Here is a 12,425-nt window from a genome sequence, read left to right on the forward strand (position 1 = left end):
TCCACCTACCGTTCAGTAACCCTACGGTTCCCCTCGCGCCACTCTCGCAACAGATCATGCCCCTGACATTCAGGCCACGTGCGGCTCGCCGTACGGACGTGAGAGGACCCCCACCGATGACCACACGCCCCTGGGCCCGCAGCATCTCCGTGACCGCTGTCTCCGTGGCCGCCCTCGCCGCGCTGGCCGCCCCGGCCCAGGCCGCCCAGGCCCCGCAGGCCGTGCCGGCCGCCGCGGTGTCCGGCACGGCAGCGAAGGTCGACTACGGCACCTGGCAGAAGGACTGCCAGGCCGTCATGGACCAGGCCCTGCCGTACCTGAAGGACCGGATCGCAGCCGCCGGGCCCGGCGAGAAGCAGGCGATCGTCTTCGACATCGACAACACCACGCTGGAGACCGACTTCGGCTTCAGCTTCCCGCAGCCGGCCAACAAGCCCGTCCTGAACGTGGCCAAGTACGCCCAGGACCACGGCGTCTCCCTGTTCTTCGTCACGGCCCGCCCCGGCATCATCTACCTGCCGACCGAGTACAACCTGGAGCACGACGGCTACCAGGTCGCCGGCCTGCGCGTGCGCGGCCTGTTCGACCTCTTCAAGGACGTCGCCGCCTACAAGACCGCCCAGCGCGCCGACATCGAGAACGACGGCTACACGATCATCGCGAACATCGGCAACAACGCCACGGACCTCTCCGGCGGCCACGCCGAGAAGACCTACAAGCTGCCTGACTACAACGGCCAGTTGTCCTAACGCGCGCCGCATGGGCTGGCTAGGCTCCCTCCGTACGTCGTACGCACACGGGGGTGGCGGATGGAGCCGGCCGTACTGGGCAGCAAGCTGGCCTCCAGCTTGCTCGGCCCGCTGGTGAGGAAGCTGTTCGTACAGGACGGTCCCGGCGCGGGACTGGTCGACAGACCGGTGCGGCTCTCGGCGCTGGTGTCGTTCCGGGGCGAACGGCGCACCCTGGGCGAGAAGCAGGTACGCACCCTCGCCGGCCGGCTGGTGAAGGAGGCCCTGGCCTCCCCGGGCGAGCGGCCCTTCCCGCCCGGCGAGGAGACGGCCGTCACCGACGCCCTGACCCGCCGGCTGCTCGCCCTGGGCGACCTGGACATGGACGACGTCCAGGCCGTCCGGCTCGGCAGCCGGGAACTCGCCCGGCTGCTGCACCGCCACGCCCCGCCCCCGGACGGCCTCTCCGCCGACGCCCTGGCCTTCCTCGACTCGGCGACCCAGTGGGCCTGCCTGCACATCCTGGAGTTCTTCACCCGCCGCTCCACCTTCGTGGCCCGGACCCTGGTGGAGCAGACCAGGAGCCAGCGGGAACTGATCGGCAAGGTCGACGAACTGATCGCCCGCACCCCGCGCCCCGGCGCCCTGGACCTCGCCTTCGAACGCCGGTACCTGCCCTATGTCGCCGACCGGCACAACCACATCACCATCTACGGCATCGACCTGCGCGACTCCCCCGACCGCTGGCCCCTCGAGGTCGCCTATCTGAGCCTGGAGGCGACGGCGACGGAGGAGCCCTCGCCCGACCGCTCGCCGGGCGACGGTCCGAGGACCCCCGTCACGCTCCAGCTGTCGGCCGAGGAGGCCATGCGCAGCCACGACCGGGTGCTGCTGCGCGGCGACGCGGGCTCCGGCAAGACGACGCTGGTGCAGTGGCTCGCGGTGACGGCCGCCGCGGCGGGCGACCGCGTCCCGTACGTCCTCCCCCTGCGCACCCTCGTGCGGGCGGGCGCCCTGCCGGCGCCGGCCGTGTTCCTCACGGCCGTCGGCTGCCCGCTGTCCCCGCCCGAGGGCTGGGCCGAGCGCGTCCTGACGGCGGGCCGCGGCCTGGTCCTCATCGACGGCCTGGACGAGATCCCGGCCACCGACCGCCACCGCACCCGCGACTGGCTCCAGTCCCTCATCCGCGCCTTCCCCGGCAACCGCTGGCTCCTCACCTCCCGTCCCACCGCCGTACGGCCCGACTGGCTGGCCGAGGAGGGCTTCCGGGAACTGTCCCTGGCCCCCATGCGCCGCTCCGAGGTGACCACCTTCGTACGGCGCTGGCACGAGGCGGCCCGGGCACCGGAGTACGAGACGGCGCTGCTCGACGCCCTGCACACCAAGCGCGACCTGGCCCGCCTGGCCACCAACCCCCTGATGTGCGGCCTGATCTGCGCCCTCCACCGCGAACGGCGCGGCTACCTCCCCACCGGCCGCAAGGAGTTGTACGACGCCGCCCTCACGATGCTGCTGACCCGCCGTGACCGGGAGCGGGGCATGGCCGCTGTGGACGGCCTGGAGCTGGGCGAGGAGGCCCAGCTGGAGCTGCTCCAGCGCCTCGCCTACGCCCTGGTGCTGAGCGGCCGTACGGAGATGGACACCGAGACGGCCGAGTCCATCGTCGAACGCTGCCTGCCGACCGTGGCCGCGGCAGCGGGGCAGGGGGACGCGCCGACGGTGCTCCGGCTCCTGCTGCTGCGCAGCGGCCTGCTGCGCCAGCCGGCCGACGGCGTCGTGGACTTCGTGCACCGCACCTTCCAGGACTACCTGGGCGGCCGGTACGCGGTGGAGGAGGGCCATGTCGACGTCCTCGCCGGGCACGCCGACGACACCCAGTGGGAGGATGTGATCCGCCTGGCGGTGGCCCACGCCCGGCCGCGGGAACGGGCGACGCTGCTACGGCGCATGCTCGCCCGGAACACCGCCCGGCTGGACCTGCTCGCCCTGGCCTGCCTCGAACACGCGGCGGCACTCGACCCCGGCGTGCGCGCCGAGGTGGAGGCCCGAGCCGCGGCACTGATCCCGCCGCGCACGGCGGAGGACGCGAAGATGCTGGCGGACGCCGGGCCGCTGGTGCTGGAACTGCTGCCGGGGCCGGAGGGGCTCAGTGACGACGCGGCCCTGGGAGTCACGATCACCGCGTCCGTGCTGGGCACCGAGGCGCCCGCGGAGGCACTGGGCGTACTGCGCCGGTTCCGCGGCCACCGGGACCTCTCCGTGCGGCGGCAACTCGTCGGCACCTGGGGAAGGTTCGACACCGAGGAGTACGCGGCCGAGGTGCTGGACCATGTGAGCCGGGACAGTCTGTACGTGTCCTGCGTCTCCGCCGAGCAGCGTGCGGCGCTGCGCCGGATGCGCCCCTGGCAGGGCGTGATGATGTCGGGCGCCCTGACCGCGCGGGAGATCGCCGACGCCGTCACGGCACCCGAGGAGGTCTTCGACCTGAACCTGGAGGACAACCCCGCGCTCGGTGACCTCGGCGAGCTGCTGGCGTTCCGGTCGCTGTCCGGCCTGTGGCTGCAGAACTGTCCCGGCGTCACGGGACTGACCCCGCTCAGGGGCCTGCCGCTCACCGGCCTCTCCTTCGGTCCGATCGCCGACTGCACGGGCCTGCGGGAGCTGTGGTCGCTCAGCTGGCTCTCGCTCGACCAGCGCCTCGCGGGTGACAGCCTCGCCGACGGCCTGCCGGTGGAAGCACCGCTGGAGCACCTCTACGTCGGCCAGGACACCCTGGAGTCCGTAGGACTGCGCGGTGTCGGCCGGTGGCCCACGCTCACCTCCCTGGGCCTCGCGACGTCGCGGCAGCCGCCGTCCGCCGAGGAGTGGCGCGAGCTCACCGCCCTCCCCGACCTGCACAGCCTCACCCTCCACGACACGGGCCCGATCGCCTACCACGGCATGCCGGAGCTTCCCGGGATCGACCGGCTGCGCATCGCCCCCGGCATGCACCCCGAGGCGCTCCAGAACCTCTCCGACCGGCTGCCGAACCTGCGGAAGCTGCTCCTCAGCGGCTCCGACCCGCGCGTCCCCCTCTACACCGGCCTCTTCCCCGGCGCGGACCTCGTCGTCGACGGATCCTGACCGGGGAACGCCGAAGGGGCCGGCGCTCCGAAAAGCACCGGCCCCTTCGTACCACCCGTCGGGCGAACGCTTACGCGTCCTTGCTCAGGTTGGGTCCGGCCCCGCCGGCGGCCTGCTCGATCGGCGGGACGTCGGGCAGCGCCGACTTCTCCTCACCCCGGAAGGTGAAGGTGGCGGTGTCGCCCTCGCCCTCGGTGTCCACGACCACGATGTGGCCGGGGCGCAGCTCGCCGAAGAGGATCTTCTCCGAGAGGGTGTCCTCGATCTCGCGCTGGATGGTGCGGCGCAGCGGCCGGGCACCCAGCACGGGGTCGTAGCCCTTCTTCGACAGCAGCTCCTTGGCGGACTGGGAGAGCTCGATGCCCATGTCCCGGTCCTTCAGGCGCTCGTCCACCTTGCCGACCATCAGGTCGACGATCCGCAGGATGTCCGCCTGGGTCAGCTGCGGGAAGACGACCACGTCGTCGACGCGGTTGAGGAACTCGGGCCGGAAGTGCTGCTTCAGCTCGTCCGAGACCTTGTTCTTCATGCGCTCGTAGTTGGTCTTCGTGTCGCCGGAGGCGGCGAAGCCCAGGTTGAAGCCCTTGGAGATGTCCCGGGTGCCGAGGTTGGTCGTCATGATGATGACCGTGTTCTTGAAGTCCACGACCCGGCCCTGGGAGTCGGTCAGGCGACCGTCCTCCAGGATCTGCAGCAGCGAGTTGAAGATGTCCGGGTGGGCCTTCTCGACCTCGTCGAAGAGGACGACGGAGAACGGCTTGCGGCGGACCTTCTCGGTCAGCTGGCCGCCCTCTTCGTAGCCCACGTAACCGGGGGGCGAACCGAAGAGGCGCGAGACCGTGTGCTTCTCGCTGAACTCCGACATGTCGAGGGAGATCAGCGCGTCCTCGTCGCCGAAGAGGAACTCGGCGAGCGCCTTGGACAGCTCGGTCTTACCGACACCGGACGGGCCGGCGAAGATGAACGAACCACCGGGACGCTTGGGGTCCTTCAGACCGGCGCGCGTACGGCGGATCGCCTTGGACAGCGCCTTGACGGCGTCGACCTGGCCGATGACCCGCTTGTGGAGCTCGTCCTCCATGCGGAGCAGGCGGCTGGACTCCTCCTCGGTCAGCTTGAAGACCGGGATGCCGGTGGCGGTGGCGAGGACCTCGGCGATCAGCTCGCCGTCGACCTCGGCGACGACGTCCATGTCGCCGGCCTTCCACTCCTTCTCCCGCTTGGCCTTCCCGGCGAGGAGCTGCTTCTCCTTGTCGCGCAGGGAGGCGGCCTTCTCGAAGTCCTGCGAGTCGATCGCGGACTCCTTGTCCCGGCGGACACCGGCGATCTTCTCGTCGAACTCGCGCAGGTCCGGCGGAGCGGTCATCCGGCGGATGCGCATCCGGGAACCGGCCTCGTCGATCAGGTCGATCGCCTTGTCCGGCAGGAAGCGGTCCGAGATGTACCGGTCGGCCAGGGTGGCGGCCTGGACCAGCGCCTCGTCCGTGATGGACACGCGGTGGTGCGCCTCGTAGCGGTCGCGCAGGCCCTTGAGGATCTCGATCGTGTGCGGCAGGGACGGCTCGGCGACCTGGATGGGCTGGAAACGGCGCTCCAGGGCCGCGTCCTTCTCCAGGTGCTTGCGGTACTCGTCCAGCGTGGTCGCACCGATGGTCTGCAGCTCGCCGCGGGCCAGCATCGGCTTCAGGATGGAGGCCGCGTCGATGGCGCCCTCGGCGGCACCCGCACCGACCAGCGTGTGCAGCTCGTCGATGAACAGGATGATGTCGCCGCGGGTGCGGATCTCCTTGAGGACCTTCTTCAGGCGCTCCTCGAAGTCACCGCGGTAGCGGGAGCCGGCGACCAGGGCGCCGAGGTCCAGCGTGTAGAGGTGCTTGTCCTTGAGGGTCTCGGGCACCTCGCCCTTGACGATGGCCTGGGCGAGGCCCTCGACGACGGCGGTCTTGCCGACGCCGGGCTCACCGATCAGCACCGGGTTGTTCTTGGTGCGGCGGGACAGCACCTGCATGACCCGCTCGATCTCCTTCTCGCGCCCGATGACCGGGTCGAGCTTGGACTCACGAGCGGCCTGGGTGAGGTTCCGGCCGAACTGGTCCAGGACGAGAGAGGTCGAGGGCGTGCCCTCGGCCGGGCCGCCGGCGGTGGCGGTCTCCTTGCCCTGGTAACCGGAGAGCAGCTGGATGACCTGCTGCCGCACCCGGTTGAGGTCTGCGCCCAGCTTGACCAGGACCTGGGCGGCGACGCCCTCGCCCTCACGGATCAGGCCGAGCAGGATGTGCTCCGTGCCGATGTAGTTGTGGCCCAGCTGAAGGGCCTCGCGGAGCGAGAGCTCCAGGACCTTCTTGGCACGGGGGGTGAAGGGGATGTGGCCGGACGGGGCCTGCTGGCCCTGACCGATGATCTCCTCCACCTGCTGGCGGACCGCCTCAAGCGAAATGCCGAGGCTCTCCAGGGCCTTAGCGGCGACACCTTCGCCCTCGTGGATGAGACCCAGGAGGATGTGCTCGGTGCCGATGTAGTTGTGGTTGAGCATCCGGGCTTCTTCCTGAGCCAGGACGACAACCCGCCGCGCGCGGTCGGTGAACCTCTCGAACATCGTTAATCGCTCCTCAGAGCGGTCAGGCAGTGGGGGGAACTTCCCCTCCCTGTCCTTCCGCAGCTTAGTCCCGCAAGCGGGGACCGCTCATTCCAACTGCCGACACCGTCGATGGCCTCCTGACCCCGAACGCCGACATCTGCTCCAACCCGATGGTGCGAGACGATGTTCCCGCAGGCCAGGCAGTTACCCCAGTCGCCAGTACGCCGATGGCGAACGTGAGACGTCCCGTCCTGCGCGTCGCCCCCTCCCACTAGGCATGTCTTACCCGCAGGGACGGACACTCCATGCGGCGCGCACCGGTTCCCTCCGCTATGGGCGAACAACCTCGCGCCCCTCCGGACCCCCGCACGCCCCCTCATACGGCACTCTGCGCAGCTGTAGAGGCACCCAGCGTAACCTGAAGGGGCCTTTGGGGGTTGCACTTGGCATGGTCGGCTCGGTCTCGGTCTCCATGACTTCCACGGCCCCCCTTCCCCGCCGGCCGTTCGACTCGGGCGCTCCGGCCGGGCTCGATCCGTCCGCCGGCCCCGACGCCCGGGCCCGGCACTGGTACGAGAACGATCTGGGCTGGCCGACAGTGCCCGCAGGGCCGCTCCGGCTGCTCACGGGGGTGCGCTTCGACGTGCTGGACGTACCGGCCGAGGCGGGCGCCGAGGCGCTCCGGCATCTCGCGCCGGGCTCTCCGGTGGCCCTGCGGGGCGACCGGATGGAGCTGCTGGTGGCCGTCGGCGGCGCGGAGGAACTGCCCGGGCTGCTGGACTGGCTGGAATGGGGCCCCGTACCCCTGGACCTGCGGGTCCTCGGGGCGGGCGACCTGCTGGAAGCGCCTGTGCCGCCGGCTGGCGTCGTCGCCGTGCGGCCCGGATCCGGGGGGCGGGAATCCGTGCGGCCAGAATCCCTGCGGATCGAATCTCCGCCAGATTCGCCGCGGGCGGAATCTCCGCGGACCGATTCCCGGCGGGTCGATTCCCCGCGTAGCGAATCCCCGCCGGCCCCGTTCCCGCTCGCCGAATGTCCGCGGGCCGGGTCCGCGCAGGGGGCCGCCGTGTGGCTGCGGCCCCCTCGTCCCGGCGCCGAGGCCGAAGCCTCGCTGCCGGCCATGCCGGGCGTGGGGCGCGAGGGGAGCGCCCCCGATCTCGTACGACTGGTGGACACGGTGGCAGCGCAGTGTCACCGGGTCCGGCTGCGGCGCGCGTGCGCCGGACATCCCGCCGGCCGGCGGAATCAGCCGTTGGCCTTCTCGTAGGCCTCGCGGATGGACGCGGGAACACGGCCGCGGTCGTTGACCTCGAAACCGTTCTCCTTCGCCCACGCGCGGATCGCCGCGGTGTCCTGGTTGCCGCCGACCGCGGCACGCGCCTTTCCACGTCCACCGGAGGCACGGCCGCCGGTACGGCGTCCGCCCTTCACATAGGGATCAAGAAGCGTGCGCAGCTTGTCCGCATTGCCGGTCGTGAGATCGATCTCGTACGTCTTGCCGTCCAGCGCGAACGTCACCGTCTCGTCCGCCTCGCCGCCGTCGAGGTCGTCGACAAGAAGGACCTGAACCTTCTGTGCCACCGCATTTCCTTTCATCGATAACGTTGAGGGTCAGGGGTGTGCGGCGTCCGCCGTTTCGCCGCCCCTGTTATATGCAGTACTGCAGTACGTCGGAAAGCAAACCGCTTTTGCCGGAAAAACACAAACCCTCGGGAGTGCGGCAGCGGCCCGCCCGCGTCCGGAAACATGCGCGTTTCGGACATAGGGCACCGGGGCAATGACGATCACAGATGCAGAAGCATCCGGCTGTTGCCCAAGGTGTTCGGCTTCACTCGTTCGAGACCGAGGAACTCGGCGACACCCTCGTCATAGGAACGCAACAGCTCCGCGTACACATCAGTGTCGACCGGTGTCTCCCCGATCTCCACGAAGCCGTGCTTCCCGAAGAAGTCCACTTCGAAGGTGAGGCAGAAAACGCGCCGAACACCGAGCCAGCGCGCGGTCTGGAGCAACTTCTCCAGCAACTGATGTCCGACCCCGGCGCCCTTGAGACCGGGCTTCACCGCCAGAGTGCGGACTTCCGCGAGGTCCTCCCACATGACGTGCAGCGCACCGCAGCCGACCACCTCGGCGTTGTCGTCGCGTTCCGCGACCCAGAACTCCTGGATGTCCTCGTAAAGCATGACGTTGGCTTTGTCGAGCAGGATCCGGTCACGGACGTAGGCGTCGAGGAGGCGGCGCACCACGGGGACATCGCTGGTCCTGGCCCGCCGGACGGTGATGGCTTTTGCGGAGACTTCGGGACGCTCTGCTGACATGAGCGGACGCTATCGCCCGGCGGCGTCCTCCGCCGAGCCGGGGTTCTCCTCTTGGCGTGCTTCCGGCGGTTCCTGTTGCCGCGCTTGTGGAGCTTCCTGGGTTTCTTCCGGCCTCTGGACGATGCGCACCGCGTCCCTGAGGGCCTCCCGCTGTTCCTCGCTCATCATGCCGAAGAAGGCGACGAGAGCGGCGGCGGGGTTGTCACTCTGCGACCAGGCGTCGTTCATCAGGGCCGCCGCGTACGCCGCCCGTGTCGACACGGCCTCATATCGATAGGCCCGGCCTTCCGCCTCGCGGCGCACCCAGCCCTTCTGATGGAGATTGTCCAAAACGGTCATCACGGTGGTGTACGCGATGGAGCGTTCCTGCTGCAGGTCTTCCAGGACTTCCCGAACGGTCACCGGGCGGTTCCACTTCCAGACCCGCGTCATGACTGCGTCTTCGAGTTCTCCCAATGGGCGAGGCACAGCTCAGAACAATAGTGGGAGATCCCGGCAATGGCGTGCCGGACGTGCGCTATGGCTACAGATGCGAACAAAAAGGGCGTACGGCTCGGAAAGCGCCCGCGGGCGGGAAGGGCGTCGTACTCCGGGCACCGGAGGCGGGCCGGGGCATGCCGAAGCCCGGCGGGCGGCCGGCCCGCGGGGCGAGGGGTGGGGGACCGCTCAGGCGTCGCCGACGGTGGAGGCCGGCTTGCCGGCGCTCTCCACGCGCGCGAGGGCGGCGTCGACGGCCGCGTCCTCCTTGGCCTTGGCGGCGCCGCCCTGGGTCTTCACGATCACCCGGACCAGGCCGATGAAGAACACGGCCATGACGATGGGGGGCACCAGCGCGGAGACGTAGTCCATGGCTCCAGAGTAGCCACGGGGGAACGGGCGGACGGGGCGGGGGGCGCTCCTCGCCCCCGGCCGCGGCCGGAGATCGCCCGCCCGGCGGACAGACCGCCTCGCCCCTCGGCCCCCGGCGGCGGGGCGGGACGTCAGCCGGCGGCCAGCTGCCGGGAGTCGGCGGACTCGGCGGGCGGCGCGGGCTTGCGGCGCGGGAAGACCTCCCCCGGCGTGGGGATGGGCCGTTTCGGTGCGGCGGGTTCCCGCGCGGGCGGGCCTGCGGGGCCGGGCGCCGGCTTCTGCCCCGGCTTCTGCGCGGGCCGCTGCGGGGCCTTGGGCGGCTCTTCGCCCGCCCCCTCGCCCTGGCGGACCCCGACCTCCCCCGCGCCGCCCGCGAGGGTCAGCAGGCGCGTCCTCGCGGGCGGTACGGCGGGCGCCGGGACCGCGCGCCCGCCCTGCGCGAACCGGGCCCGCACGTCCTGCTCGGCCAGCGCCTGGCAGCGGTCGAGCAGCGCCGCCGCCGCGGCGTTCCCGCGCAGCGCCCGGAGCGCGGCGAGGTCGTCGGGCTCCGGCCGGTGCCCCGTCCCGAGCGCCTCCTCCAGAAGAGCGAGGTAACCGGCGGCCGTGCCCGGCAGGGCAGCCCGGTACCGGCCCAGATCGGCCACCAGGAAGGCGCGCAGCCTGGCCCCCTCGGCCAGCGCCTCGTCGAGCGACTCGGCGAGCCGGAAGCAGTCCTGCACGTCCTCGGCGGAGACATGGCCGGGGTGGAGGGCGAGAGCGAGGGCGCGGCGGAGCACACGCAGCTCCTCCGTGCCGAACGCCATGCCGCCGCGGGATCCGTATGGCGTGGGCATGCGGCGACGCTACCGCTAATCGGACAAAAGTGACGAATGGGGATGGCGTTTCGCTGCGTGTCGCTCCGCGTTTCCCTCATCCGGGGTCACGGGGTCAGGGCCGCGCAGGGGCGGGGGTCACGGGGCGGCGATCCCCCTCGCCAGAGGGCGCAGGGGGGCCGGTGCCCGCGCGGGCACCGGCCGTCCCTCACAGCCGTGACACGTTCCGCTCGTAGACCAGGCGCAGCCCGATCAGGGTCAGCCACGGCTGGTGCTCGTCGATCACCGAGGACTCGCCCAGCACCACCGGCGCCAGGCCGCCCGTGGCGATCACCGTGACGTCCTCGGGGTCGTCGGCCAGCTCCCGGGCCATCCGGGTCACCACGCCGTCGACCTGCCCGGCGAAGCCGTACACGACGCCCGACTGCATGGCCTCGACGGTGTTCTTGCCGATCACGTTCCGCGGCCGGGCCACCTCGATCTTCCGCAGCTGCGCCGCCCTGATCCCGAGGGCCTCCACCGAGATCTCGATGCCGGGGGCGATGACCCCGCCGACGTACTCCCCGCGCGCGGAGACCGCGTCGAAGGTGGTCGCCGTGCCGAAGTCGACGACGATCGCCGGGCCGCCGTACAGCTCGTTCGCCGCGACCGCGTTGATGATGCGGTCGGCGCCGACCTCCTTGGGGTTGTCGAACTGGATCGGCACGCCCGTCTTCACGCCCGGCTCGACCAGCACGGCGGGCACGTCGCCGTAGTACCGCCGGGTGACCTCACGCAGTTCGTGCAGCACCGACGGGACGGTCGCGCAGATCGCGATGCCGTCGATGCCGTCGCCCAGGTCCTCGCCGAGCAGCGGGTGCATGCCCATCAGCCCGTGGAGCAGCACCGCGAGCTCGTCCGCCGTGCGGCGGGCGTCCGTGGAGATGCGCCAGTGCTCGACGATGTCCTCGCCGTCGAACAGGCCGAGGACGGTGTGCGTGTTGCCGACGTCGATCGTGAGGAGCATGGCGTTACTCCGCCTCGCGCAGGTCCAGGCCGATGTCCAGGATCGGCGAGGAGTGGGTGAGCGCGCCGACGGCCAGGAAGTCCACGCCGGTGCCGGCGTACGCGCGCGCGGTGGCGAGCGTCAGCCGTCCGGACGCCTCCAGCAGCGCCCGGCCGCCGACGATGCCGACGGCCTCCTCGCACTCCCCGGGCGTGAAGTTGTCCAGCAGGATCAGATCGGCGCCCGCGTCCACGACCTCGCGCAGCTGGTGCAGGGTGTCGACCTCGACCTCGATCGGCACGTCCGGGAAGGCCTCCCGTACGGCCTTGAAGGCCTGCGCCACGCCGCCGGCGGCCACCACGTGGTTGTCCTTCACCAGGGCCGCGTCGGACAGCGACATGCGGTGGTTGACGCCCCCGCCGCACCGGACGGCGAACTTCTCCAGGGACCTGAGGCCCGGGGTCGTCTTGCGGGTGTCCCGCACGCGCGCCCCGGTGCCCTCCAGCGCGTCCGCCCACGCGCGCGTGGCCGTCGCGATGCCGGACAGCCGGCACAGCAGGTTCAGCGCGCTGCGCTCGGCGGTCAGCAGGTCACGGGTGCGCGTGGTGACCGAGAGCAGCTGCTGCCCGGCCTCGACCCGGTCGCCGTCCTCCACATGCCGCTCGACCTCGAACTCGTCCGTGCAGACCACGGAGAGCACGGCCTCGGCGACCCGCAGGCCGGCCACGACGCCCGCCTCGCGCGCGGTGAAGTCGGCGGTGGCCACCGCGTCCTCGGGGATGGTCGCGACGGTCGTCACGTCCGCGCCGCCGGCCAGGTCCTCCTGGATGGCGACGTTGGCGATGTCCTCGACCTCGATCGGGTCGAGTCCGGCGGCGGCCAGCAGTTCGGCGAGGGCGGGGTCGAGGCCGCACTCCGCGTAGTCCATGGTCTCCTCGTCGGCCCCGGCGCCGCAGCCGCAGCCGTCGCCGCAGCCGCCGCTGGGGGCGAGAGGAAGGTCGTCGGTGCTCACGTCTGTCACTGCTCCTGGGC

At 71.2% G+C, this 12,425-nt stretch carries 11 protein-coding genes; 3 read left to right on the forward strand and 8 right to left on the reverse strand.

The window, feature by feature from the left end:
• Positions 1–116: 116 nt before the first annotated feature.
• Both ACF073_RS20220 and ACF073_RS20225 read left to right on the forward strand, forming a co-directional pair.
• Entirely contained in the window at positions 117–749 is a 633-nt protein-coding gene (locus ACF073_RS20220; protein WP_392071814.1) for an HAD family acid phosphatase, read from the forward strand.
• Positions 750–809: 60 nt separating this feature from the next.
• A complete protein-coding gene (locus ACF073_RS20225; RefSeq protein WP_392071816.1) occupies positions 810–3,851 on the forward strand; it encodes an NACHT domain-containing protein in 3,042 nt (1,013 codons plus the stop codon).
• Between the two features lie 70 nt (positions 3,852–3,921).
• On the opposite strand, the gene ACF073_RS20230 is transcribed toward ACF073_RS20225, so the two are convergent.
• Entirely contained in the window at positions 3,922–6,447 is a 2,526-nt protein-coding gene (locus tag ACF073_RS20230; RefSeq protein WP_392071817.1) for an ATP-dependent Clp protease ATP-binding subunit, read from the reverse strand.
• Positions 6,448–6,901: 454 nt separating this feature from the next.
• Between ACF073_RS20230 and ACF073_RS20235 the strand changes: the two genes are divergently transcribed.
• Complete coding sequence (locus ACF073_RS20235) at positions 6,902–7,696, forward strand: SCO3374 family protein (RefSeq protein WP_392071819.1); 795 nt, start codon at positions 6,902–6,904, stop codon at positions 7,694–7,696.
• Here the strand turns inward: ACF073_RS20235 and ACF073_RS20240 are convergent.
• From ACF073_RS20240 to nadC, 7 genes are all read right to left on the reverse strand, one after another.
• Positions 7,675–8,010: an Lsr2 family protein gene (locus ACF073_RS20240; protein ID WP_392071821.1), complete on the reverse strand. Its 336-nt coding sequence runs from the start codon at positions 8,008–8,010 to the stop codon at positions 7,675–7,677. The two genes, ACF073_RS20235 and ACF073_RS20240, sit on opposite strands and share 22 nt — an antisense overlap.
• A 203-nt stretch (positions 8,011–8,213) precedes the next feature.
• Positions 8,214–8,747: an amino-acid N-acetyltransferase gene (locus tag ACF073_RS20245; RefSeq protein ID WP_392071823.1), complete on the reverse strand. Its 534-nt coding sequence runs from the start codon at positions 8,745–8,747 to the stop codon at positions 8,214–8,216.
• Between the two features lie 9 nt (positions 8,748–8,756).
• Complete coding sequence (locus tag ACF073_RS20250; RefSeq protein ID WP_392071825.1) at positions 8,757–9,179, reverse strand: BlaI/MecI/CopY family transcriptional regulator; 423 nt, start codon at positions 9,177–9,179, stop codon at positions 8,757–8,759.
• 234 nt (positions 9,180–9,413) lie between these two features.
• Complete coding sequence (locus ACF073_RS20255) at positions 9,414–9,596, reverse strand: hypothetical protein (RefSeq protein WP_392071826.1); 183 nt, start codon at positions 9,594–9,596, stop codon at positions 9,414–9,416.
• Positions 9,597–9,727: 131 nt separating this feature from the next.
• Positions 9,728–10,399 carry a hypothetical protein gene (locus ACF073_RS20260; RefSeq protein WP_392072456.1) on the reverse strand — a complete coding sequence of 224 codons (672 nt, stop codon included), beginning with the start codon at positions 10,397–10,399 and terminating at the stop codon, positions 9,728–9,730.
• Positions 10,400–10,616: 217 nt separating this feature from the next.
• Positions 10,617–11,414: a type III pantothenate kinase gene (locus ACF073_RS20265; protein ID WP_392071828.1), complete on the reverse strand. Its 798-nt coding sequence runs from the start codon at positions 11,412–11,414 to the stop codon at positions 10,617–10,619.
• A 4-nt stretch (positions 11,415–11,418) separates the two neighbouring features.
• The gene (gene nadC, locus ACF073_RS20270; protein WP_392071830.1) at positions 11,419–12,405 is read right to left on the reverse strand and encodes a carboxylating nicotinate-nucleotide diphosphorylase; all 987 of its coding nucleotides are present in this window, start codon (positions 12,403–12,405) and stop codon (positions 11,419–11,421) included.
• Positions 12,406–12,425: the final 20 nt, after the last annotated feature.

It is taken from the genome of Streptomyces sp. NPDC015171 (assembly GCF_043079545.1).
In the GTDB taxonomy this organism is placed as follows: Bacteria; Actinomycetota; Actinomycetes; order Streptomycetales; family Streptomycetaceae; genus Streptomyces.

What these genes read in the sequence shown, in the direction of transcription:
- ACF073_RS20220 (WP_392071814.1), top strand. Translation starts at nt 117, where the DNA reads ATGACCACACGCCCCTGGGCCCGCAGCATCTCCGTGACCGCTGTCTCC.
- ACF073_RS20225 (WP_392071816.1), top strand. Translation starts at nt 810, where the DNA reads ATGGAGCCGGCCGTACTGGGCAGCAAGCTGGCCTCCAGCTTGCTCGGC.
- ACF073_RS20230 (WP_392071817.1), bottom strand. Translation starts at nt 6,447, where the DNA reads ATGTTCGAGAGGTTCACCGACCGCGCGCGGCGGGTTGTCGTCCTGGCT.
- ACF073_RS20235 (WP_392071819.1), top strand. Translation starts at nt 6,902, where the DNA reads ATGACTTCCACGGCCCCCCTTCCCCGCCGGCCGTTCGACTCGGGCGCT.
- ACF073_RS20245 (WP_392071823.1), bottom strand. Translation starts at nt 8,747, where the DNA reads ATGTCAGCAGAGCGTCCCGAAGTCTCCGCAAAAGCCATCACCGTCCGG.
- ACF073_RS20250 (WP_392071825.1), bottom strand. Translation starts at nt 9,179, where the DNA reads ATGACGCGGGTCTGGAAGTGGAACCGCCCGGTGACCGTTCGGGAAGTC.
- ACF073_RS20255 (WP_392071826.1), bottom strand. Translation starts at nt 9,596, where the DNA reads ATGGACTACGTCTCCGCGCTGGTGCCCCCCATCGTCATGGCCGTGTTC.
- ACF073_RS20260 (WP_392072456.1), bottom strand. Translation starts at nt 10,399, where the DNA reads ATGGCGTTCGGCACGGAGGAGCTGCGTGTGCTCCGCCGCGCCCTCGCT.
- ACF073_RS20265 (WP_392071828.1), bottom strand. Translation starts at nt 11,414, where the DNA reads ATGCTCCTCACGATCGACGTCGGCAACACGCACACCGTCCTCGGCCTG.